This window comes from Paenibacillus sp. FSL R7-0340, from assembly GCF_038002205.1.
GTDB lineage: Bacteria > Bacillota > Bacilli > Paenibacillales > Paenibacillaceae > Paenibacillus > Paenibacillus polymyxa_B.
The window spans coordinates 172,740-197,867 of the sequence record NZ_JBBOBY010000003.1 but is presented as its reverse complement, the minus strand read 5'-3'; the positions used below and the strand labels follow the sequence as shown (position 1 = coordinate 197,867).

The following is a 25,128-nucleotide window of genomic DNA, read 5'->3' as shown; positions in this document are numbered from 1 at the left end:
GTTATTCATAAGGAGTGGTATTCATGGGTAAGAAGGCAGACGGGAAAGTGCTCGCCCAGAACAAAAAAGCTTCCCATGACTATTTTATTGAGGACACTTACGAGGCGGGCATGGTGCTAACGGGAACAGAAATTAAGTCTCTACGGAATGGTCGCTCTAATATAAGTGACGCATTTGCTACGATCCGTAACGGCGAAATTCATATTCACAATATGCATATCAGTCCCTTTGAGCAAGGCAATCGTAATAATCCTACTGATCCGACCCGTACGCGTAAGCTGCTGTTGCATAAAGAGCAGATTCGCAAACTTATCGGATTGTCCAAACAGGAAGGCTACACGATTGTTCCGTTAAAGATTTATGTTCGCAATGGTTATGCCAAGCTTTTGCTCGGACTGGGTAGAGGTAAAAAGCAGTATGATAAACGTGATGCTGCCGCTAAACGTGATGCACAGCGTGATATCCAGCGCGCTTTGCGTGAGAAACAGAAAATTGCGAGATAAGTTGCTGTATTATTGTATGGTACAAATTACGTGGAGAAGTTACTTGTTCCTGTAATGGTGCTATTTTATAAGGCTTAAATGGCTTCATTTCGTTTCGTAATGACCTGTAATATGCTATACTAACGAAGTAGTCAGTTTTAAAGCTTTTAACTTTGTTCGAGTGTTGAATCTTAGAATTCAGCTTTTGATATTATGCATGCTTATGCTCCGGTATTTCCGGATTTATCCGTGGAGCCCTTTTATAATAAGGGGGCGTTTATGGATTCGACGGGGATAGTTCGAGCATGGGTAGCGGGTAGTGGGGACGCGTCCGCTTCATCAACGCTAAAGCCTATTAAACGGCAAACAACAAAACAACTACGCTTTCGCAGCCTAAGAAACTGTGTGCGTGCTTCTACCCAGCATCGTCCATGTGACTGGGATAGGGGCTAACAAATAGTGGAATACGCTGTCTCATCTCCGCCTGGGGTGAGCTGAAGAAGATAATCAGGCTGACCCGAAGGGAATCCGGTGACAGGGAGTTTCTAGGGTGACATCAAAACTGTCACTACACCCGTAGAAGCTTATGTGTCGTTATCTTCGGACAGGGGTTCGACTCCCCTCGCCTCCATTGCTATCTTTAAAAAAGACACCATTAAGGTGTCTTTTTTTGTATGCAAATCTATTATTCTGGTGAAACTAATTACTATAATATTAGATTTGGAGTGAGGATAATGACCTTAATGACTACTGAAAAGGAAAAACAATTTCAGATTGCTGATTACAAGAATTTAATTGAAAAACTAATCAAGAGGGGATCTTTGTTTACTTTATTCAAATTTCAAACTGAAATGATACGAGAGTTAACTGCTGATGATCCAGACTTCACACAAAATAGAATTGTTGATTTTTTAATAATATTAAAGGAGGTAACTGATGATTGCTTAACATGCACAAAATGCCATCAACCATATAATTTTAGGATCTGCACTGGGCTAAGTTATGAAAAAGATAATGCAATTGAGCTAACTTGTAATGGGTGTGGTGATTGTTTTACTCATTCGGAGAGGAGAAGTCATGTAACATATTTTAATTTCGAAGCTTGGAGAGAAGTAGACAATTTAAGGAAAAGGTCTAGAGGATTCACGATAAGTTATCGACTTAGTTATTCACCTAAGAAGGCACTTCTTTATATATACGATAATAAAGAGATACGTCCTGAATTATGGATTAATGGCTACCAAATCTTTGAAGCGGAAGAAGTGAAGAGTTACTGGGACTACTCAAAAGGGTTAATAAAACAATGGAAAAAGGATGAGGAACTACAATCAGCGTGTATTCAAATTGAGAATGCAAAGATCTACACACTGGATGAAGTTTCAAAGGGTGATTAAATTAGTTTGGAGTTGGCGAAAGAAGTAGTAGTTTTTTACAGGAATTTAGTTTAGTTTGGTGATTGGAGAGTTTCAAGTGAGGTGCTGTTTTTACACAAGGTTTCGTTCTCTCGCTTTACATCAAGGTACTTAAAGCCACCAACCAGTGTCTGGTTGGTGGCTTTTTATATGGCTTTAATAATTGAGATGAAGAGATTTTACAATTGGTTTTTTACTACAGGCGTACATAGAAATATCAATGCCAATTCAGGAGGAACACATTGATTTTGGTACCACTTATAGTTAGGTCTTGATGGTTTGCCTTCCATCCACTGTCTGGAAACCAGTTATTAATCCAGCGATTTCACGTTGGACCGATTTCTTCAGAAGACCCAAAATGAACTGTCACTGCATATAACCCTTCCGTGATGATGTACTCCTGTAAATCGTATGTGTTATCAAAATCAGAATCTACAGTTATTACTGCGTACGATATTTTGTCCTTCGGTAGTATTTTGGGTGAATGGTCAGGAAATACAGACATCCTCTCTTTTGCGTGTGGATATAGCTCATGTTAAGGAAAATAAGGCTTCACCGATAACAGGAGCCTTTCAAAGTAATAATATCTATTTTCTTTTAGGTGGAAGATGGTTTTGGGGTTTCATATATTCATTCGTTAGCATATTAATTCAAAATAACAGATCGGATGGGGCTTTCTGTAAACAAAATCACTAATCTATCCGATACATACATAAGAATGTTTTGCTGTTAAAAATAACCTCTTAAACTCAAAATCTGAATTGTATAGTAGCTATGAACACATGTAAACACAAGGTAGATGGCGAACGTGCCTTGTGCCGCTGGAAAGGAGATATGAAAGCATTTGGACGTACTGCAAAACGGAATAGGGTATGAAAGTCTACACTTATACGGTCCTTTTCAACCTCAGCATATGGAACAATTGCGAATTACCAGGGCCGTTAACGATCATGCATACCTGTATGTGAGCGGCATGCTGTCGGAAGAACAGGGAGCAGCGTGTGTTGGACAGGACATGGAGCAGGAACCGATTGTCATACGTCAGTTAGATGAGCAAGGACAGGCGATCAGAAGATTGTTTCACGGGCTGGTTACACGTATGTCTGTGCACTGCATAAGGGGAGTATATACTTTTGAACTGGAGGCGGCCTCGCATTCCTATCAAATGGATATCAAAACGAAAAGGCGCTCCTATCAGGACATACATCGTACCTATGATGATCTGGTTACAACGATGGTTCGGAAATACATGTATGGAGACGCCATTGATACGGTAACCAACTATGCTGAGTTAGGTACTTTTGTTTTACAATATGAAGAAACAAACTGGGCCTTTTTAAAGCGCCTTGTCTCTCGCTTTGGTTCAGTACTTGTGCCGGAGATAACGGCTGCATCACCTAAGGTTTTCTTTGGAATGCCAGAAGGCAAACAGTATAAGGTGGAACGAGATGTATTTTACAGGGTACGAAAAACGTTTCATGAGTTAGATACAGGAAAACCAGGGGAACGTGATGGCGCTTATGTCACCTACACGATTGAAAATCTGCAATACTATGCGCTGGGTGATTTGATTACGTTACCCATCGGACAAGGCAAAGAGCTGGTCGTTGTGAGGGCAGTTACAGAGTTAAAGGACGGTCTACTCCAAACTCGTTATGATCTCCAAACCGAACAAGATATTCACTATGCTCGGTATGAAAATGATCAAGCTATCGGGATTTCACTCACGGGAACGGTTTTGAAAGTACAACAGGATTTCGTACAACTTCAACTGGAAATTGATCCGAAGCAAGACCCAGCTAAAGCCTGTTGGTTTCCCGTAGCCACCCGTTATGTAGCGGAAGAGCATAGCGGCTGGTACGACATGCCTGAAGTTGGGGAACAAGTGGAGCTGTATTTACCTACACACTGTGAACAGGAAGCCTATGTGACCGATTCCTTGCGACAACATCGCCACGCCAATGGACAGCCAGATGTGAAGGCATGGAAACACGTACAAGGTAGTGGCATTGAAATGTCTGAGCAGGAACTGATCCTGTCCACTTCCGATGGGTTTTCGATTACACTACATGAGGATACGGGCATCACCCTCAACAGTCCGGGGAATGTACAGATTCAGGGCGGTCATGTAAAGCTGGATGCAGGTCAGGAACTATCACTTGAAGCTGGAACCGCACTATACTTAAAAGGTGGAGCCAGCAGTATGGTGCTGGATGGTGAGACGGACACCAAAGCCCCAGTGATTTATCAGGAAGGTACGGTGAAGGCTCCTGTTTTCGTAGCTGACCTCCCTCCTGTACCTGAGCCTCCATTGATGAGTATTAAAGCGTATGAAGCGGCTCAAACTGCAGCAGCCAACGCTTCTTCCAGCAGTGCAACTTCTACTCCTACGGCAAAGGTTACAAGTCCAGCGGCGCTTCAACAGGCCAACGCTTTGCTTGGTACAGTATCCAAGCTATTAGGCTCCATTCCAGCAGTCGGAAATGTGGCCAGTGTGATGTTGAATACAACGGGTGGAATAGCAGGTAAAGTGGCGGCAACGGTTTTACAAGTATCCGCAGCAATCCCTGTTCGGAGCAAAGGAACGCCTACCTTGGGAGCGTCTAAAGAAGCAGGTGTACATCCATTGAAACATTTGGCAGGTTTGGCGCTTCAAGGATTGATTAGTCAGTACGAGCATGAGCAAGCGAAACAAGCCTATTATAGCAAGTGGATTTTAGGCAAAGTATATACGAGTGCACGTCATGTGGCCCATTCCGGTGGTCCCCTAGAGCTCGTTCAAAACTTGCTGAAAGAATCGAATGCTATGGCTCATGCCTATCAGCAAATTCCCGCCGAGTTGAGACAACGCTGGAGGGCGAACTACGACAGTTACATGGCTCAACAGCCGAAGCCGAAGCAAGAAGAAGAACCCCAGTCGTGGTGGGAGCTTATGGCGGCGGGCCAGCTCCAGAATGCGGAAAACGAAGCCATTATGGCGAAGCAGATGGCGAACGAGTTGGAGTATACCGCAGATGTGAGCGGAGAAGTTGTATTAGGAGCAGCAGCAGCGGTTGTAGAAGATTATTCGTTTGGATTAATGAATAAGGAATATGCCTCAGATCATCCGATAGCGCGTAAAACAGGTGAAGTGATCGGACATTCCTTGACAACTGTAGCCGGAGCCGTAGAAACGGTTGGTGCTGTGGGGGAAGGATTCTTAGGTGGTTTGGTAACAGCTACAGGAGTAGGGGCACCTGTAGGCGTCCTTGCTATAGCACAGTCTGCTCTTTTAGGAGCACATGGGGCAACGGTAACGTATACCGGAGCATCCAATAGTGTGAAAAGTACTAAGGATCTTTATCGAATGTTTAAAAGCGAGGGGCCACATAGTTCAGTGCCGTCTAAACCTTCTAGTGGAAAGTCAGGTAAGAGTGAAGGAACACCTGCCTCACAGAAACCGAGCAAACCCAACGAGAAGCCGCCCGGAACTAAGGGGACGGGTGACGTTGTTAGTAATATTAAACTGACAGAACCTTCTTTGCCAAAGGGTAGTAAACCTAAAGGAAATTATGGAGCAGGAGATTCACATGGAATAAAGAAACAAAATGAAACAGCCGATTTCTTGGCTGACAAAGGTTATGACATTAAGATGTTGGATGAAATTGATGGTGGAAATGGTTATGGGATTAAAGAAGGATCGAATCCAGATTTTTTAATCGAAGGGAAAGTATTCGATTGTTATGCGCCTAAGCCAGATGGTAAGGTACAAAGTATAATAAAAGAAATAGCAGGAAAGACAAAGAACCAATCTGGAAGAATTGTTCTCAACTTAGACAACTTTCCAGATGAAAAAATTGCAGAAATTACTGGGATAATTTTAAGAAAAGCAAGTCCGAATGGTGATTTAAAAAGACTTGAAGAATTAATTAGTGTTAAAGATGGCACAATTACAAAAATATTTGGAGGAGAGAAGTGAGATGGACTGTGAATTACTTTTAGTTTCAAATTTAGGACCTGAAGCATTAAAGAGAACAATTTATAACATAGTAAGCGAGACAGTTAAAGATAAAGTAACTAATTACGAAAACTTTTCTCGTCTTAGCTGTAGATATTTCACAATTGATATTGAAACAGAAGATATTACTAGCATTGATTTTTTAAGAGAAGAATACGACATGGAAATAAATACAGAAATTAGTGTTCAATTGTTTGGGAAAACATTTTATGAAGGACTGGAGGTCTTATTTCAAACTATTGGGAAGATTTTAAAGAGCTTCAATCCTGATATGGTGTTTTTGGAAAATGGTACAGATCAACTATTTAGAAAAGAAAATGATACTGTAATTGTAAACACAAATTTAGACCAGTATCAAAAGAACTATCTATCTAATAGAATAATTGATTCGCTAAAATATCCATATATTGAAAAAGATTTATCAAACTAAAATATATTTCACAATAAAATCATTTAATGGTATATTTCCACAATACGAGTTAGTTGGCCGTATTGTGATCTCTTTTGGTCATGGTGTGTCGGGGCGGCTCAAGAAAACTCCCACTCAGTGCCGAACCAACCCATCATTTCAATGCTGGTTCAATAAAAGCGGCGGTTGAAACAGAAGAAATCCTGCTTTACCCGCCGTTGTTTTTAGCTGTCCAATTTTGAGTTTATTTTAACCCTTTGAAAAAAATCAAGTAAACCGACATAAAACGACAAAATTTCATTTGGGTCGATGGTATTATTACTTTTGTCTTGTATTGCATAAGTGATACGGATGAATAGGGCTATATGCTATTGATTGATGATGAAAAAGTAGATATGAAGAAACACCACTATAGATGATTACGCTAAAGTAAGTGGGTCTTTACAGCTGGAGTTAGATTGTAACATCCAGTTAATTTGCCAATATTTAAATATTTTATAATATTCAGGAATGGAACAATATTATGAAAATTTAATGGTTATTATCTGTGCTCTGTAGTAAAGACAGCATACGATACGATCAAGCTGATAGAGCGATTTGGCATAGAGCTTTTGTGGGCATAAGTATTCGCCAAAGCAGGAAGCATAGAAGCTTTGCTAGGCTAACTAACTTTGCACTCCGCCCCTTCATATACAATCATAGTCTATATATCTTGCTTAGAGTAGCAAGGTATATACTTAGTTTTGCATGAGAAATTTCATCTATAAACGTCTTTTTGGGAAAACTAATGTATAATCAAATTTAGACTACTTTTAAATTGATTGGACTGATTAGTATGGGGAGAGCACTTTCACCTTTAAGGTATCCAGGTGGAAAAGGTCAAATGTACGATTATATAGTAGATTTGATAAAACAAAATAATCTGATTGATTGTCACTATATTGAACCGTTTGCTGGTGGTGCAGGGGTTGCTATTAAGCTGTTACAAGAGGGTTATGTCAGGAAAATAACCATTAATGATTTTGATCGTTCCATTTATGCTTTCTGGCATAGTATATTAAATAATACTAGTCAATTTATTGAAAAAATTCATGAAACTGAAGTTAGCATTACAGAGTGGCATTTACAAAAAAGTATACAATCAAATAAAGTAGAAGCTGGGTTACTCGAACTGGGGTTTTCTACCTTTTTTCTTAATAGAACTAATCGTTCGGGTATACTTAAGGCGGGTCCGATTGGTGGACTTGAGCAAAAAGGAAACTATAAATTAGATTGTAGGTTCAATAAGGATAGGCTTGCTAAGTTGATTTTACAAATTTCCCAGCATAAGCACAACATTGAACTTTGTAATTTAGATGCGAAAATATTTATAGAAAATGTAAATGAAGAAGACAGTTTTTGGTTTATTGATCCACCTTACTATCAAAAAGGAAAAGATTTATATGTAAATTTCTTTAACCATGAAGATCATAAGGTTTTATCTGAAACTATAGACATCTATTTGGAAAGAAAACCATGGATTATCACATATGATATATGTGAAAGTATTTATGATTTCTACAAACATTTGAATTGTGAAGTTTTATCATTAAATTATAGTGTTCAAATAAAGAAAAAATCTAGTGAATATATGTTCTATAAAAACATAATTGTTTAGGGGGAACTTTAGATGGGAGAAAGGATTCACGTTTCTTTAAGAAAATTAATTGTTTGGCATGATAATCCTAGAGCAGCAATAGAAAAGTCAGAGAGTGAAGATGAAGCTATTGATATTCTTTTTGAAGTTGAAGGTAAAAACAAAATGTTATCTTTAGCCAATGATGTTGCAATATTCGGTTTGAATTCCCATCGTCAACCCATAGTTGTGAAAAACGATGGAGATGATACATATAATGTTTACGATGGTAACAGAAGGATTTCGGTTTTAAAGCTTTTAGCTAAAAAGGATGAAAGATTAGAAAATATTAAGGATCGTATAAATGTTTCTCTAGATACAAATATTTTTGTGTATGCAACTGATCATGAAGAAGCACTTCGCTTGATAGAAATAGAACATAGTGGAGAGCAAGGTGGGAAAGGACAGATTGATTGGGATTCTTATCAAAGAGACTACGCACGTAATAATATGGGGAAGACCCCTGATTATCCAAACGCATATAAAGTTAGTAAAATTTGTAATCTATTCAAGAAAAAAGATTTTAAAAAAATACCCTATACCGATATAGATACCATATTCAATAATTCTGTGATTAAAAAATTATTTGGAATAAGTGGAAATTGGAATTTTGACGATGAAGAAACGATAAAAACTGTCTATTTTAAACTAGTGCAGAATAAGCCAAAAGGCCCTTATTCAAGGTACCTTGTCAAACTTAACGAATCTGAAGTTGAATATGATAAATTCAAAATGAAGTTATCTTATGATGATAATAATGTAAATACGGGAGATAATCCACCTCCAGGTGATAATCCACCTCCAGGTGACAATCCACCTCCAGGTGATAATCCACCTCCAGGTGATAATCCACCTCCAGGTGACAATCCACCTCCAGGTGATAATCCACCTCCAGGTGACAATCCACCTCCAGGTGACAATCCACCTCCAGGTGATAATCCACCTCCAGGCGATAATCCACCTCCAGGCGATAATCCACCTCCAGGTGACAATCCACCTCCAGGTGACAATCCACCTCCAGGTGACAATCCACCTCCAGGTGACAATCCACCTCCAGGTGATAATCCACCTCCAGGTGGAAATAATTCATATAGAACTAAACCAGTAGAATTATTAAACTATGCAAAGAATAATATTAAAATTGACTCGAATGTGTTTAAAACCTATCTGGATTTTGTTGTCCAAACTAACTTTAATTCAAAACATGCCTTTAAGTTAGTTATACCCTATTTGTATCGAGTCTTATTAGAAAGTGCAATTCAATGTTGGATAGAATGGTTTAGAGAGGAAAACAATCGAAAAAAATTCAGGAGTAATAGCGATGGAACAATAAACGGGGTTAACATATCAAATCTTCTAAATACACCTAAAGAAACCTCCGTGGTTAATGAAAAGAAACTGGGTGAAATTAAGAACATTCTTAAAATGATAAAGGATAATAGTGCGTGTGGTTTTATTAACAGCTGTTTTAGGGGAATCCCTTCAAGTAGAGCGTCAATTTTTGTGAATGATATTAATAGTATTGTACATGGTACTATAGTTGAGATTGATACAGATAAATTAAAGACTTTTGATGATTTTGTATTGAATTATTTAAAAGCGATGTCACGTTCAATGGAAAAATAATTGCTGCTTTGAAAAGTTGTATAGAACTGCAAAATATCGGTACACTCAGATAAAATCGAATTGTTGTCGAAGTTGAATTTTTAATGGCTAATTGTCTATCCAAGTTTAACAGGGTTATAGCATATTCAAGCTTCAAAAAATGAATTTTAATACAATAATACTGTCAAATACCTTGAAGAGTATTTGACAGTATTTTGATTCAGTTTATTTTTGTAACATCTCAGTGTCAAAATAGCAATGTTAGCTTAGATTGAGTAATTAATGATAGACATTTTGTGAATTACTATTAAGTAGATATGCAATATGGATGAACTTCATTGAATATTAACTACGTGATATATAGATAACTCTTTAAATTGTTGATTGGAGGAAAATGAAATGGAGCAATTATTAAATGAACCACTTTCTGTTTTTGTGTCTTATTCACATAGAGATGAAGAATTAAAAGATGAGTTATTAGAGCATCTTTCCTTACTAAAACGAGAGAAGCTAATTAAGGAATGGAATGATAGATATATTATAGCAGGAGATAATTGGAATGATGAGATAATCACGAATTTTAAAGATGCTCAGATTATATTGTTACTAGTAAGCTCGAGTTTTATTAATTCTGAGTTTTGCTGGCATAAAGAAATGTTAGAGTCTTTGGAAAGACATAGATCAAAAGAAGCTTCGGTTATTCCGATTATACTTAGACCTTGTGAATGGCATTCAGCGCCATTTGGGGAAATCCAGGCATTGCCTAAGGATGGTAAGGCTGTTACCATGTGGGAAAATAAAGATTTTGCATATTTAAATATTGCTGCCGGAATACGGGAGAGAATTCGCCATTTACAATTAACAGTGCCTAAAAATTCGTTTGGAATCCAACAACTAGTTCCGGGTGATGAATGCATCAATAATGCTCAACAGAATCTTTATTTACAAATACTTAAAAACGAGTATGGAGTAGAATGGTTAAATGGAGCTTTGAAGAATAAACCTAATACATTGAATTTTATGGCGAATTATCCAAAGAAGATTGAGAAGATGCCATGCAGTGGAGACACTTTTTATATCGGAAAAAATGATGAAATTGGTAATTTAGTTTCCCCACTACGTGGCAAGGTAGAGAGGGCTTCATCTTATAAGTCAGTTCAGGAAATTATCAATGAGTCTAAAGAAGGTATAGCTAATTATGGATTTCATTCCCACGAAGAGTTTGAAAAGTATATAGCTAAACAAAAGTATCCGAGTGAAAATGTATTTTGTGTGACATTAAAAGATATAGATTATAAAGAATTGATTATTTCAGAGGGAACAAGCAAGTTTGTTGATTTAAAACATGGTTTATATATGCTTGATAGAGAGTATGATATCTTCATTTACAGAGACAGAATTAAGTTTGAAAACATTGATAAATTGTTACAAGACGAAGATTTTATTAAATTCAAATCTGAGCGTTCTGAACATAATCGTAGTAATCTAAAAAAGATGGATTTATTCTAAGCAGCTATTCCAAATAACTTCAACATCACGCGTCGGCGAATTGTGGATTTACCGTGCCATGGTTCGCCTCCATTTAAGTAAGACAAGAAAGCCATCAGCCAGTGATTCTGGTTGGTGGCTTTTTATTATGGCTCTAGTAATTGACTTGAAGAGGTTTTACACAACTTGTAGCTTAAAGGTATCTCTAAGTGTTCCTGCTGCTTTTTCTCCGTAAGCAACCCAAGCATTGATTTTCTTTTCGAAAAAGTATTGACACGGATAAAAAAGTATTATATCTTTATATCAAGATAAATAAATTAAAGATAAACAACCGGAAAATTTTGAATAGGGAGGTATACACATGATCACCATTTTAGAAAGAATTAATCAGCTCGCAAAAAAAGCAAAAGAAGTTGGGTTGACTGAAATTGAAAAAACGGAACAAACGGATCTTCGCAAAGAATACCTTCAAATCTTTCGGGGTTCTGTACAAAGCCTTCTCTTGAATGCTACGATTTATGATCCGAATGGAGACGATGTTACGCCTGAGAAACTAAAAAAAGAACAGGCTCAAATCGCTAAACGATGAATTTAATTTTATCTAATATCTCTAATTTAATAATCTTTAAGTAAATATAATATGGAGGGTGATTTTTATGTTGGCAAGTGGATTGTTAATGATACGTTTGGTGGTTGGATTGTTATTGGTGGGGCACGGAGCACAGAAGCTTTTTGGTTGGTTTGGCGGCTATGGTCCAAAGGGTACGGGCGGTTGGATGGAATCGATTGGCATTAAGCCCGGAGTATTCATGGCAGTGTCTGCTGGGTTGATGGAATTGTTGGGAGGAGCTCTATTTGCTTTAGGACTATTCACTCCACTGGCTGCATTGTTGATTACGGTGACTATGCTCGGAGCAATTTTCAAAGTACATGGCCCAAACGGGATCTGGGCAACAGCTAATGGCTATGAATATCCGCTAGTTCTTATTGCAGTCGCAATTGGTATTGCGTTGACAGGAGCAGGTTCATATTCTATCGATGCATTACTTAGATAAAACATGATGTTTAGGTCATTAAAAGCCATTAACAACAAAAAATAAAGGTTCCTACGATTAAAGGAGGGTTTCATATGTCACTGCAAACTACAGGTATCCATCATATTACAGCTTTTGCCGGTAACCCGCAGGAAAATGTCGACTTCTATGCCGGCGTCCTGGGGCTTCGGTTAGTGAAGAAAACAATCAACTTCGATGCTCCTGAGGTTTACCACTTGTACTTTGGTAACGAGGCAGGAAGTCCTGGAACGATTATTACTTTTTTTCCTGCACCAGGAACTCCCAAAGGGCGAATCGGAGGTGGCCAGGTGGGTATAACCTCGTATGTGGTCCCACCAGGTTCACTTGATTTTTGGCGGCATCGTTTAGAAAGCTTTGATATTCAAGTTACGAAAACGACCCGTTTTTCTGAACAATATCTTCAATTCGAGGATAATGAGGGCTTACGACTTGAGCTTGTTGAACGTGAAGCGGGAGCGAATAGTACTTGGTCTTACGGTGGCATTTCGGCTGATCAAGCAATTAAGGGGTTTGGAGGTGCTGTGCTATTTAGCGTTAACCCACAGAAAACGATGGATGCATTGGAGACCATACTCGGATTTACAAAAATCGCTGAAGACGCCGAATATGCCCGTTACCAGGCCGTAGGAGAAATCGGCAACATCGTAGATGTTCCGCTCGCCAAAATGGGTTTAGGCTTTGGTGGAGCAGGCACGGTACATCACATTGCGTGGCGTGCAAAAGATTTCGAACAACATGAAGAATGGAGAAGCGCAGTCCAGCATTATGGTTATCAACCGACTCCAATCATAGACCGCCAATATTTTAATGCGATATATTTCAGAGAAGCGGGCGGCATCCTATTTGAAATTGCTACAGATCCACCGGGATTTGCTAATAATGAACCTGTTGAATCTTTGGGGCAGAAATTAATGCTGCCAGAGTGGCATGAACCGCAGCGGGCTCAAATTGAGGCGAATCTGCATCCTATTGAAGTGAGAACATTAACTGGAAAACAACAGTAAACGAAACGGCAGCTGTTTTACCTCCAGAGGAAAAGGTGAAGCCACGTTGATGGGAACTGCCAGGTTTAGAAAAACGGTACATGACTGAATATAAACATGACAAGATGAATATCAACAGGATTAAACCCACTTTGACAAAATTGGTCATAGTGGGTTTTCATTATGCACTTGGTATGGACTTATAACATAGGGATGAAAGTCTGATCACGCTAGGCAGGAAGGGATGTATATTTAATCGCTATTTTTCAACGCATCTAATTTTCGAGTGCTCCAGATGAACCTCCCCCCAATCATACATACTGCGCAATATGGGGACGAAATTTGCTCCGTGAGCTGTTAGCGAGTATTCAACCCGGGGAGGGATTTCTCTGAATATTTCGCGATGCACAAACCCGTCTTCTTCTAATTCTCTTAGCTGCTTGGTTAACATCGCTTGTGTGATATCAGGAAAGGCGCGTTTAATTTCACCGAATCTTCGGGTACCACGGGACAGAAACCATAAAATCACTATTTTCCATTTGCCGCCAATGATTTTCTGAACCTTTGTTAAGGGGCAATCTGTAAAATAATTCAGATTTTCACTCATTTGTGCCATCTCCTCATCGTTTGTATTCCAGAAAGTCCTATGAAATCAATTAGTATGATTTTTGATAGTATATACTATAAATATGCCTACTTGTTGTTTCGATACCATTGGCTTAACATTACATTAGCATTAAAGCTTTGACAAGCCATCTGAAAATATTCTGGGGGCGAAGAAGATGAACATTAATATTTTATACGGTCACCCTTATGCTAAGAGCTTTAACAAAGCGATTTTGGAGCAGGTGATCGCTCATTTAAACGTACGAGGGGCGAATGTTAAGGTAAAAGACTTAATTCAAATGTCATTTAATCCGATGGTAGGCTTAAAGGATTTAGAGGCTAAGGTCACTAACGTATTGCCAGAGGAGATAGTAAAAGAACAGGAGGATTTATTGTGGGCAGATGCCTTGATTATTATTTCACCGGTATGGTGGGGCGGATTTCCCGCTGTTATTAAAGGATATATAGATAGAGTTTTCACAACAGGACTCATACGCTCTTCTGATGGTGTATATGGGCTTGAGGGCAAGAGAGCCTACTCGATTTTTACAACAGGATCTTCAGAAGATTATATTCGCATATCACGTCAGAAAGATATGCTCTACGCGGCTAACGATAATTTGTTTGGGTTCGCCAAGTTTTCGGATGCCGAGATTAAGCTTCTTTACTCGGTGCCGCGTGTAACCTTGGAGGAACGAAAAGCAATGCTGCTGGATGTCAATCGATTTGTCGATCGTATTTTTGATATGAGACCGGGAGAGGGAGGCAGTACGAGGGATAGCCTTTCTCTTCAAGCTTTGGAGCATGATTTGGCTAGCCATTAAGATTACGTAAACTGCAGGACGTTTCTTTGGAAAAATGAAGAACACCCTTATGGGTGTTCTTTCGTTTGGACATATGGACATATTACACTGTGCTAAGTTATAAGCTTGTTACTGCTAAAGATATAACCTTTTGGATGGTTCTCCTACTGGATACCGCAGAAGGTTTAAGACGTCAGTTGCCGGTTTGTAACTTGCCTTAGCCACCACGTCAGGAGATTTCCCGGTGTTTCCCGTATCCTCTAGCCGACAAGATATGAATGCTCCTCCAATCTTTAGAAATGCCAAATTCCACGCATTACCGTGTAATATTTTGCTTGATAGCCTTAATTTTCTCCTCAGTAAAGACTCCTGAATCCAGCAGGTCTAGAATGGAGAGCACGCTGCCGCGAGAACCCCAGCTACCTTCTTCAATGACCTGGAAGGATACCCACCAAGTTGGGGATGGTTCCGGTACACCAAGTACTTTAGTCAAACTGCCAAGAATATTCTCAAGCACTTTTTTGCGAACGTCGTTAGGCCAGTCACCATCCATCACCAGAACATTGACAGTAATTACATCACGTTCTGGCTGATCCGACAGCAATTGCCCGCCAATTGCCATGTAATCTATTGGACGTTCGGTGAAATGGACCTGAAACCCTTCTCTTGCTGGCGGACAATATTGACCTACCTCTGGAACGAGAACTGCATCCGTCAAACCTTCTGCCAAAAGACGGCGCTGTTCAAGCGTTATGCGGCCTGCGGGATAATTTACACTGATCATGGTCATGGTCTGATATCTCCTTATTAAGATTTAACCAAGCGATGTCTTGGAATTCTTTATGATATCTGTATCCAAGGCTTCAGCTTGGCAAGCTCATTGGTATTTTGTTGATATCGTTAATATAAAACGATGATAAACCCCTGTCAACACTAATTATTATAATAATATATATTTAAATAATATATAGAGAGATGTGAAGCTAGTTTAAATGGGCTATAATTATGTCTAGTCTAATGAAAGCATGACATACTACGGAGATTTGCTAGAGGTAACAGGAGGCACAATATATAATGGCGAGACAGTCAGGAAAAACCAATACAATGTTTGCGGTATTAGGCATTCTGAGTCTGGGTCCTCATACCGGTTATGATATAAAGCAACATATGGAGCAAAGCACTAGTTACTTTTGGAATGAGAACTATGGTCAGATCTATCCCAGCCTGGCAGAGCTACTGGATCGAAAAGATATTGCAGTCGAGGTTATTCGACAGAAAGGAAAGCCTGACAAGAAACTCTACAGCATTACCGATCAGGGAAGGCAGACGTTGTCAGACTGGCTTTCTCAGCCCATGGAGCATGTGGTGATGCTTAAAAAAAATGAGCTGCTGTTGAGGGTGTTTTTTGGCGGGAATTCTTCGCCTGAAACGATTATAAAGCACATACAGGAGTATAAAGAAAAGCTAGTGGAAAGCTTGCATATTTTTGAAGAACTTGAACGTTGGCTTATCAACGTAGAGCATAAAGACCATAATCACAAATATTGGATGATCACAATGAGCTATGGTAAAAGTCAGTTTAGCAGTTTAATTAGCTGGTGCGATGATAGCATTAAAATATTGAGTTCTTAGCAGTTGGTAAAACTCATATGTAATGAATAATCAGAAAGCATGCTGGACTATCAGAGGAATAGTAAACTAGTAACGACAATTCTTGTCGTTATCTCCGGACATGGCGACTCCTCCTCCATAAAGCTGCTTGCCAAGTTGGGCTCGCACCTTTATGGAGGAGTTTTTTTATCCCGTAAGGAGGATGCAATACACATGATTTTGTACGCTGTAAATGAGTAACTATTATTCCACCAGCTTTTCAGACTTCACCAGCATTTCTCGTAACACGTGAGCGACTCGACTTTTCCGGTTCTCTGCTTTCTTTTTTATCAAGTGTAATGATTTTTTGTATGCATGAGTATGGCTTTGATCGTAGAACTGTTTGGCTGCAATGCGTAATGTTCTTCTTAATAACAGTGCTGATGAGCGTGTTAACCTAGAGCGGAATCCCCTGCGCAATACCCGCAACGTATTTTTGTAGGTCTCAAAATCCTCGGATGGAGGGATAAGGGCAAATAAATTTAACGAGGAGTCATTGAATCCGTAAGTTTCATACATGATTCTCAGATTTTCTGTATTTAAAACGTTACCTCTGAGATAGGTTGGATGTTCCTGATGATATCCGACCACCTCTTTGATGCAATAAAAAGGGATCTTCAAGCGATGCAGTCTATAGCCAAGGTCCCAGTCTTCGAGTCCATACAGCACAAACCGTTCATTGAAACCTCCAATACGAATCAAGTGGCTGCGTCTGATGGCTACACAACGAGTAACCAGCAGCATCCAGGGAGCGACATCCGTTGTGGCAAATTGTTTCTGCGTATTGGGGGGGACTCTTGTGGGACTAACTACTTTAGACAGTGCACCCGTTTGGTGAAGGATATCTTCAGGGGTTATGATTGGAGTAATTTCGTTCGCTGCTTCATAGTCAGCATTCCATAAGTTGGACTGCGTAAGTATGTTGCGACATTGTTCTTTTTCTTCAGGAGAAAAGTCAGGGTAATAATGGGTAAAAGCATCGTCCCATGAGTGAGGAATGCCTGAGAGCACGGACTTGGGATATTTACGGTGATAACGGCTCACGATCCTAATGAATTCCGGTAATACTACAAAGTCAGCGTCGCAGAAGATGATGTATAGCCCTTTTGCACGGCGCAGTCCCAAATTTCGAACGGCAGATCGACCGCGTTGTTCCTGATGTGACACATAGATAAGAGGATAGGATGCTTTGAAGCCTTCAACCATTTCTTTCGTTCCGTCTGTAGAACCGTCATCAGCTACAATGACTTCGAATAGTTGCTTTGGATAGGTTTGTGTCTCAAATGAAGCGAGTGTGAGCAACAATTGCTGGGCTCGATTATAGGTTGGAATGATGACGCTGTAGCGGATAGCCAATATGATCTCCCCCCCACCATTCTTATTAGAAAACGTTTGAACAAGATGAATAATAACAATGTATTCAAGGATTTTAGCCTGGTCTAGTCAAACATCCCTCAAGGTTCGAAACAGGCTTGGTCTTATTACTGATGCTAAGGTGGGGGTTCTGTATTTTCTGCTGTTTTGCAGGTACGTTCAGTGGTGTTATATATGTGTAATCATGGTATTATGCATAGAGATGTAAAGTAAAAGCGACGGCGCTTCCTATCCGCTGAAAGCCCGCTCAGCAAACAGAAACAAACATGAGATGAAATGGGCAAGTTATGGTAAACTATATAGAGTTATAGAAGACCTGAAAGAGGAGTACTATATGACACAATTTGTCTATAAGCAAATTATTGACGATCTCAAGATGAAAATTTTTGCGGGAAAGTTTGCGGATATGAGATTGCCAGATGAACGTAGTCTTAGTGAGACGTACCAGGTTAGTCGTAGTTCAATTAAACGTGCTCTGACTAAAATGGAGAATGTCGGAATTATTTTCAAAAAACAAGGTTCCGGGACATTTATTAATCCATTATACATAAGAAATGAATCTATCTTTAACTACGAAGGCTCTAATCTAGGGGTCACTGATAATTTTCAAATGCATGGTAAAAAGCCTAAGATCAAAGTATTGAGTTTTGAGGTCATTCCGCCAACAGAAGAATTACAGCGCGATTTGTTCTTGGAGACTCATGATTTTGTTTACAAAATTGTTCGCTTACGTCTGTTTGATGATGATCCTTTTATGATTGAAACGGGCTATATCCCCATTAAAATTGTCCAGAATTTAAATCAGACAATTATCGAGGGGTCCATTTTTAATTATTTGGAAGACTCGCGGAACTTGGCCGTCACCAAATCTTTTTTATCCATTTTTGCAGAACCGTCTCAAGAGAATGATCAAAAGCTGCTACATTTAAATGAAAATGAGCCTGTAGGTATTATGGAAGGTGTGTTCTTTTTAGATAACGGTACGCCATTTGAGTTTTCTCATATGCGATTTCATTACAAATATTTGAAATTTAATACCTTTGTATCGGTTCACTAATGATAAGACTGGAGAATTCTCCGGTCTTTTTTTTATGGTTTTGAAAAAAGGATTGAAGCCTGCAATTACCTCGTTTATTACAAATTTTATTGGTTTATACTTCTATATATTTTAATGTAAGAGCTTTTTTACTGTCTTTTTAATTTATATTTCATAGTATGTTCAAAATTTCACAAAATTGGACCGTATCACTTGTGAAAAAGGTTGAATTAAATTGGCGTAGCGTTATGATGGACATGTAGATGAAATTTCCGGAAATAAATTACAAACAAAACTACTTAGGGAGTGGACACAATGTCATTATCACCCGTGTTAGCAGATTATTCATCTAAAACATATTTGGAAAAACTTGATGCATATTGGCGTGCAACGAACTACATTTCGGTAGGTCAGCTGTATTTAAAAGATAATCCTTTGTTGAGAGAGCCTTTAAAAGATTCAGATGTGAAGGTTAAGCCAATTGGACACTGGGGCACAATTCCGGGTCAAAACTTTATTTATGCACATCTAAATCGTGTTATTAATAAATATGATTTGAGCATGCTTTATATTGAAGGTCCTGGTCACGGCGGCCAGGTTATGGTTTCAAATTCTTATCTGGATGGTAGTTACACTGAAATCTATCCACAAATTACGCAAGATATCCCAGGTATGAAGAAATTGTTCAAGCAATTCTCTTTCCCTGGCGGTATTGCTTCACACGCTGCTCCTGAAACACCTGGATCTATCCATGAAGGTGGAGAATTAGGCTACTCCCTTTCTCATGGTGTAGGTGCCATTTTAGATAATCCTGATCTGATTTCGGCTGTTGTTATTGGTGATGGCGAAGCTGAAACGGGCCCATTAGCCGCTTCGTGGTTCTCTAACCGATTTATCAACCCCATCACGGATGGTGCAGTGCTGCCAATCTTGCACTTGAATGGCTTTAAGATTAGTAACCCAACGATTATGTCTCGTCAATCGAAAGAAGAATTGACCTCATACTTTAAAGGTTTGGGTTGGGAGCCGTTCTTTGTTGAAGGTGAAAATCCGGATCACATGCATCCAGAAATGGCGAAAGTATTGGATACAGCCATCGAGAAGATTGAAGCTATTCAGAAGAATGCGCGTGAAAATAATGACCTTACTCGTCCGGCGTGGCCGATGATTGTATTCCGTTCACCTAAAGGCTGGACAGGTCCGAAGGAATGGGACAACGTGCCGAATGAAAATTCATTCCGTGCCCATCAGGTTCCAATTCCGGTTGATCAAAAAAATATGCAACACGCACCTGCTTTGTTAGAATGGCTGAATAGCTATAGACCAGAGGAATTGTTCGACGAAAACGGTCGTTTAAACTCTGAGCTTGCTGAAATCCTGCCTACAGGCGATAAACGTATGGGAATGAACCCTGCTGCGAATGCGGGTAACCTCATTAAAGACTTGAAATTACCGGATTTCCGTAACTATGCGCTGGATAATTCCGTACCTGGTAAAGTGATTGCGCAAGATATGTCGGTTTTAGGGAAATACGTTAAAGATGTGGTTCTTTTAAATGAAGAAAATCGTAATTTCAGAATCTTCGGACCGGATGAAACGATGTCTAACCGCTTGGCTCCTGTTTTTGAAGTAACCAAACGCCAATGGATGGACCAAATTATTGAACCTAATGATGAATTCTTATCATCCTATGGCCGCGTAATTGATTCTCAATTATCCGAACACCAAGCTGAAGGATTGCTGGAAGGTTATGTATTAACAGGTCGTCATGGTTTCTTTGCAAGTTACGAAGCCTTCCTGCGTGTGGTTGACTCGATGATCACCCAACACTTTAAGTGGCTGCGTAAAGCAACGGATCAAGGATGGCGTGCAGATATCCCATCATTGAATGTCGTAGCAACCTCAACAGTGTTCCAACAGGATCATAATGGGTATACACACCAAGATCCAGGTTTGTTAGGTCATTTGGCTGATAAAAAACCAGAATTTATTCGGGAGTATCTGCCAGCGGATGCCAATTCATTGTTGGCTGTTTTCGACACCATTTTAAATGACCGTCAAAAGATCAATTTGATTGTTTCGTCTAAACACCCACGTCCACAATGGTTTAGTGCTGATGAAGCGAAAGAATTGGTGGACAAAGGGTTGAAGATTATTGATTGGGCAAGTACAGATCAAGGTGGGGAACCTGACCTTGTCATTGCTTCTGCTGGTACAGAGCCAACTATTGAAAGTTTAGCTGCGATTTCCATTTTGCATGAAAAACTGCCTGACTTGAAGATTCGGTACATCAACGTGGTAGATTTGCTGAAACTGAGAAGTCAAAAACTAGACCCGCGTGGATTATCCGACGCCGAGTTTGATCATTTTTTCACAAAAGACAAGCCAGTTGTTTTCGCTTTCCATGGTTACGAAGGTCTGATCAAAGATCTGTTCTTTGATCGTCACAACCATAACTTGCATGTACATGGTTACCGTGAGAATGGCGATATTACGACACCATTTGATATGCGCGTATTGAATCAGATGGATCGCTTCGATCTAGTGAAGGAAGCTGTTCTAAGCTTACCTGACGCTGAGAAGTATACCAACATTGTGGATGAAATGGATGCTACGGTTAAGAAACATCATCAATTCATTCGCGAAGAGGGTATTGATTTACCAGAGGTAGAGAACTGGGTATGGAAAGGCTTGAAATAAAAACACAGACACTTCAACTTTATGTTGGACAACCAAGCCATCAAGCATGAAGTGGAATATATGATCTGGTAGTGGTATACAAGTGCCTGACCCCTTTGACTTCAAGTATGATTTCAATGGGGATCAGGCGCTTTTTGATTTAGCACACAGAGAACTTGGTAGAGAATTTACAAGCTAGTGGGTATATACATATATAGGGAACGAAATGAATTTCTATATTTTGCCTGAGGATTAAAGAGGTGTTATGGTATATGAGAATAGTAAAGGAGGCTGTTAATATGAACCATCAAATTCCGGAGAAGGTATTGAATGATGGCACTAAAGTGCCCGTCATTGGATTTGGGACTGTTGGATTTAAGGGTGCAGATGGAGTACAGGCGATTACCGGCGCAGTTGATGCAGGTTACCGTCTGATCGACACAGCGTTCAACTATGAAAATGAGGGGGCTGTCGGGAAAGCGGTCCGGCAGAGCTCTGTGCCCAGAGAAGAATTGTTGATTTGCTCCAAACTACCGGGTCGCCGACATGCTTACCAAGAAGCCATTGTAACGATCGAAGAGTCATTATATAGAGGAGGTCTGGACTATTATGATCTTTATCTGATCCATTGGCCGAATCCCCAAATTGATCGATATGTTGAAGCCTGGCAGGCGTTGATTGAGGCGAAGAAAAGGGGCTATATTCGTTCCATCGGGGTCTGCAATTTTCTGCCCGAGCATAATGAACGTTTAATTCGGGAAACAGGTGTCGCCCCGAGCATCAATCAAGTTGAATTGCATCCATTGTTTAATCAGGAGCACCAGCGTGCAAAAGATGCTGAACAGGGCATCGTGACCGAATCGTGGAGCCCCTTGGGGCGTGGTCACAGCATACTGGAGAATGAAAAGATTGGGGAAATTGCTGCTGCTCATGGTAAAACGACTACACAAGCGATTTTACGTTGGCATATCCAACTTGGAGCGATCCCGATCCCTAAGGCCTCTTCTTTAAAACACCAGACGGAGAATTTGGATATTTTTGATTTTGAGTTGTCTACAGAGGAAATGAACGTGATTTCGGCATTTAGCAGTGAGGATGGGCGGATATGGGGTCAGGACCCCAAGTCCTATGAAGAACTATAATCAGGAACAATAAATAGAAGGGTTCAAAAATCTGTCGCGGGTTTTTGGACCCTTTGCTTTTATAATAAAACGAACACACATCCGAAAGTGATCAGTGGGCCAGTATATAGAGCTATGATGAACATTTTTTACCGGATTTGATGTATGATATGGTGGAATGTAGTCCTTTCGAAGGAGGTCATCATGGGAATTTTGTCGAGGTTTAGGGATATTATGAAAATGAATGTTAACGCCTTAGTGGATAAGGTGGGAGACCCGGAGAGAACCATTGACGATTATATGCGGAATTTAAACAGTGATCTAGGCAAGGTGAAAGCGGAGACGGCCTCAGTGTTGGCTGATGAGAGAAGGGCAAAAAGAGCACTGGATGAATGCAAAGCCGAAATCAAAAAGCTCCAGCATTATGCCAGTAAGTCTGTGGAAGCTGGTAATGAAGAGGAAGCTCGAAAGTTTCTGGAGAGAAAAGGTTTGCAGGCGGAGAAATTGGAACAATTACAAACGTCCTATGATTTAGCTTCGACAAACGCCGTAAATATGAAACAAATGCAGGAGAAGTTGGTGTCCGATATGGGACAACTAGAAGCGCGGCGCGCTGAACTTAAAGGGAAGATGGCGGTTGCCAAAGCACAGCAAACCTTGAACTCTATGGGCAGCAAGAATTCTGCTTTCGAAGTTATGGAAGAACAGGTGAACAGAGCGTATGATGAAGCGATGGCTATAGCCGAGCTTCGGGCAGGAACGAAGGACGACATGGATGCTTTATTTGCACAATACGAGAAGAGTACGAATGCAGAGGATGAACTGGCTGCGATCAAAGAAAAAATCAACCATAAGGAATCATAACAGTATCTACATGAAGAGGTGAGCAGATGCCGGTTATCGAATACAAATGCCCAAACTGCGGCAGCGGCATGGTCTTTGACGGTGAGACAGGGATGTTATCCTGTCATAGTTGCGGAAGAGAGGACAATATCGAATCTATTCCTGATCCTCTGATAAATCGTATTTTTTCAGAAGATGAGGCCCATGAGTATCATTGTAATAACTGCGGAGCAGTGATTATGACCGAAGTGGAGACGAGTGCAACGGTGTGCAGCTTTTGTGGTTCTGCCGTGGTTCTCGGGGATCGACTGACTGGCAAGCTGGCTCCAGCGCAGGTTATTCCTTTTTCAATCAGTAAGGAAGAAGCCATAGCTGCTTTCAAAAAATGGTGCAAGAATGGCCGTCTTACGCCGAACCGGTTCATGATAGCAGACCGAATCAAGGGAATAACCGGGATGTATGTGCCCTTCTGGTTATATGAATTACATAATAAAATTGAGGTTCAAGGTGAAGGTACCCAAGTGAGAACCTATACGAGCGGAGACTACGAATATACGGAAACGAAGCATTTCGATGTATATCGGAAAATTCGTTTGAATTATGTAAAGGTTCCAATTGATGCTGCGGAGAAAATGAACGATGAGCTGATGGATAAATTGGAGCCTTTTCCATACGATCAGCTAAAACCCTTTAAAACGCCATATCTAGCAGGTTATATTGCGGAGAAGTACAGTTATAACGAAGAAGAGCTTTTCCCGCGAGTTAAAGAAAAAGTGAAGGAATATATTGATGCTTATATTCATTCTACGGTGTCAGAGTATACGGCCGTGAGTTATACGGAAAAGCAAATTGATACTACATTAAAACAAGCGGATTATGTCCTGCTCCCGGTGTGGGTCATACACTATGACTATAATCAATTGGAGCATACGTTTGCTATGAACGGACAGACGGGCAAGGTAGTCGGTAAGCCTCCGATTAGCAAGTTCAAAGTGACGGCTTGGTTTGCAGGCATTTTCGGCATTACTCTCTTTTCATTGAGGTTAATCACTTGGTTGATGATGGGAGGGGGATTTTATTGAAAAAGCATAGAGCGATTATAGCCGTCTTGTTGTTCTTTGCTGCTTTTCTGGCAGTTCCTATGGAAATGAAGGGCGAACCAGCAACGACAGAAATGAAGCCATTGATTTATGATGAAGCGGGTCTGCTCAATCAGGAAGAGTATGATGTGTTGAACGCTATGGCTAATCAATACGGAGCGGAAAGAGAAACGGACATTATTATTTATACTACTCTCAATCCCGACAATATGGATGTTATGAGAATGACGCAGGACTTTTATGATGACCATGGCCCTGGGTATGACAGATCTCATGGGAACGCGGTCATTTTAACGATGGATATGAGAAATAGAGAGGTGTACTTGGCCGGATTTTATAAGGCAGAACGGTATCTGGATGATGACAGGCTTACTAAAATACGCCATGAGATTAGCCCGGACCTGACGAACGGCAACTATGGGCTTGCATTTCAAAAGTATATTCTGAGTGCGCACAAATATTTGGCCATCCGTCCAGGGGTGAATCCAGACAGTATATTTTTTAAAGGCTGGCTTCATTTGGCGGTTGCCCTGGGATTGGCGGCGATGATCGTGGGCAAGATGGTTTCCAATTCTGGCGGTCGGGTTACGGTAAATCGGCAGACCTACGAGGATGCGAACGCTTCAGGAGTTCTGGAGCATCGAGATCAGTATCTTCACACAACGACAACGAAACGGAAGATTGAAAAGAGCAGCAGTAGCAGCAGCTCAGGCGGTGGTGGCGGAACTACCAGCGGCGGTCATTCGCATAGCGGCAGCAGAGGATCATTTTAACTGAGGATTTTGTAAA

General features: G+C 40.2%; 21 protein-coding genes and 1 other RNA gene. 19 read left to right on the top strand and 3 right to left on the bottom strand.

What is annotated here, in order from left to right:
* The first annotated feature begins 23 nt into the window (after positions 1–23).
* From smpB to MKX59_RS26790, 11 genes are all read left to right on the top strand, one after another.
* Entirely contained in the window at positions 24–503 is a 480-nt protein-coding gene (gene smpB, locus MKX59_RS26840; protein WP_013308270.1) for an SsrA-binding protein SmpB, read from the top strand.
* Between the two features lie 248 nt (positions 504–751).
* Positions 752–1,116: a transfer-messenger RNA gene (ssrA, locus tag MKX59_RS26835) on the top strand.
* A 40-nt stretch (positions 1,117–1,156) separates the two neighbouring features.
* Positions 1,157–1,876, top strand: coding sequence for a hypothetical protein (locus tag MKX59_RS26830; protein WP_143757182.1), 720 nt, complete (start codon positions 1,157–1,159; stop codon positions 1,874–1,876).
* Positions 1,877–2,738: 862 nt separating this feature from the next.
* Positions 2,739–5,852 (top strand): CdiA C-terminal domain-containing protein, encoded by a 3,114-nt coding sequence (locus MKX59_RS26825; RefSeq protein ID WP_340859439.1) that lies wholly within the window; start codon positions 2,739–2,741, stop codon positions 5,850–5,852.
* 1 nt (position 5,853) lies between these two features.
* A complete protein-coding gene (locus tag MKX59_RS26820) occupies positions 5,854–6,321 on the top strand; it encodes a hypothetical protein (protein ID WP_340859438.1) in 468 nt (155 codons plus the stop codon).
* 814 nt (positions 6,322–7,135) lie between these two features.
* Positions 7,136–7,957, top strand: coding sequence for a DNA adenine methylase (locus MKX59_RS26815; protein ID WP_340859437.1), 822 nt, complete (start codon positions 7,136–7,138; stop codon positions 7,955–7,957).
* A gap of 12 nt (positions 7,958–7,969) precedes the next feature.
* Positions 7,970–9,601 (top strand): hypothetical protein, encoded by a 1,632-nt coding sequence (locus tag MKX59_RS26810; RefSeq protein ID WP_340859436.1) that lies wholly within the window; start codon positions 7,970–7,972, stop codon positions 9,599–9,601.
* 378 nt (positions 9,602–9,979) lie between these two features.
* Entirely contained in the window at positions 9,980–11,089 is a 1,110-nt protein-coding gene (locus tag MKX59_RS26805) for a toll/interleukin-1 receptor domain-containing protein (protein WP_340859434.1), read from the top strand.
* A 340-nt stretch (positions 11,090–11,429) separates the two neighbouring features.
* Positions 11,430–11,657 (top strand): DUF896 domain-containing protein, encoded by a 228-nt coding sequence (locus MKX59_RS26800; RefSeq protein ID WP_028541879.1) that lies wholly within the window; start codon positions 11,430–11,432, stop codon positions 11,655–11,657.
* 67 nt (positions 11,658–11,724) lie between these two features.
* Positions 11,725–12,123, top strand: a complete 399-nt coding sequence (locus MKX59_RS26795) for a DoxX family protein (RefSeq protein ID WP_071559498.1) — start codon at positions 11,725–11,727, stop codon at positions 12,121–12,123.
* A gap of 74 nt (positions 12,124–12,197) precedes the next feature.
* Entirely contained in the window at positions 12,198–13,148 is a 951-nt protein-coding gene (locus MKX59_RS26790; protein ID WP_340859432.1) for a ring-cleaving dioxygenase, read from the top strand.
* Between the two features lie 238 nt (positions 13,149–13,386).
* Here MKX59_RS26790 and MKX59_RS26785 read toward each other — a convergent pair whose 3' ends face one another.
* Positions 13,387–13,734, bottom strand: a complete 348-nt coding sequence (locus MKX59_RS26785; protein WP_034094951.1) for a winged helix-turn-helix transcriptional regulator — start codon at positions 13,732–13,734, stop codon at positions 13,387–13,389.
* Positions 13,735–13,909: 175 nt separating this feature from the next.
* Between MKX59_RS26785 and MKX59_RS26780 the strand changes: the two genes are divergently transcribed.
* Positions 13,910–14,557: an NAD(P)H-dependent oxidoreductase gene (locus tag MKX59_RS26780; protein WP_071559496.1), complete on the top strand. Its 648-nt coding sequence runs from the start codon at positions 13,910–13,912 to the stop codon at positions 14,555–14,557.
* Between the two features lie 295 nt (positions 14,558–14,852).
* Here MKX59_RS26780 and MKX59_RS26775 read toward each other — a convergent pair whose 3' ends face one another.
* Positions 14,853–15,326, bottom strand: a complete 474-nt coding sequence (locus MKX59_RS26775; protein ID WP_340859431.1) for a tautomerase family protein — start codon at positions 15,324–15,326, stop codon at positions 14,853–14,855.
* A gap of 284 nt (positions 15,327–15,610) precedes the next feature.
* Here MKX59_RS26775 and MKX59_RS26770 point away from each other — a divergent pair, with 284 nt between their 5' ends.
* Positions 15,611–16,168 carry a PadR family transcriptional regulator gene (locus tag MKX59_RS26770; protein ID WP_023986500.1) on the top strand — a complete coding sequence of 186 codons (558 nt, stop codon included), beginning with the start codon at positions 15,611–15,613 and terminating at the stop codon, positions 16,166–16,168.
* Positions 16,169–16,390: 222 nt separating this feature from the next.
* Here MKX59_RS26770 and MKX59_RS26765 read toward each other — a convergent pair whose 3' ends face one another.
* Positions 16,391–17,542 carry a glycosyltransferase family 2 protein gene (locus MKX59_RS26765; protein WP_023986501.1) on the bottom strand — a complete coding sequence of 384 codons (1,152 nt, stop codon included), beginning with the start codon at positions 17,540–17,542 and terminating at the stop codon, positions 16,391–16,393.
* Positions 17,543–17,894: 352 nt separating this feature from the next.
* On the opposite strand from MKX59_RS26765, the gene MKX59_RS26760 reads away from it, so the two are divergent.
* The 6 genes from MKX59_RS26760 to MKX59_RS26735 all read left to right on the top strand — a co-directional run bounded on the left by MKX59_RS26760 (position 17,895) and on the right by MKX59_RS26735 (position 25,112).
* Positions 17,895–18,617, top strand: a complete 723-nt coding sequence (locus tag MKX59_RS26760) for a GntR family transcriptional regulator (RefSeq protein ID WP_023986502.1) — start codon at positions 17,895–17,897, stop codon at positions 18,615–18,617.
* A gap of 294 nt (positions 18,618–18,911) precedes the next feature.
* The gene (locus MKX59_RS26755) at positions 18,912–21,296 is read left to right on the top strand and encodes a phosphoketolase family protein (protein WP_034094952.1); all 2,385 of its coding nucleotides are present in this window, start codon (positions 18,912–18,914) and stop codon (positions 21,294–21,296) included.
* Between the two features lie 278 nt (positions 21,297–21,574).
* Positions 21,575–22,417: an aldo/keto reductase gene (locus MKX59_RS26750; RefSeq protein WP_340859430.1), complete on the top strand. Its 843-nt coding sequence runs from the start codon at positions 21,575–21,577 to the stop codon at positions 22,415–22,417.
* A 183-nt stretch (positions 22,418–22,600) separates the two neighbouring features.
* On the top strand, positions 22,601–23,260 hold the full coding sequence (locus MKX59_RS26745) for a PspA/IM30 family protein (protein ID WP_053324388.1): 660 nt from the start codon (positions 22,601–22,603) through the stop codon (positions 23,258–23,260).
* A gap of 26 nt (positions 23,261–23,286) precedes the next feature.
* Positions 23,287–24,321 (top strand): hypothetical protein, encoded by a 1,035-nt coding sequence (locus tag MKX59_RS26740; protein WP_023986506.1) that lies wholly within the window; start codon positions 23,287–23,289, stop codon positions 24,319–24,321.
* The gene (locus tag MKX59_RS26735; RefSeq protein WP_340859429.1) at positions 24,318–25,112 is read left to right on the top strand and encodes a TPM domain-containing protein; all 795 of its coding nucleotides are present in this window, start codon (positions 24,318–24,320) and stop codon (positions 25,110–25,112) included. The genes MKX59_RS26740 and MKX59_RS26735 overlap by 4 nt, the downstream gene beginning before the upstream one ends.
* Positions 25,113–25,128 lie beyond the last annotated feature (16 nt).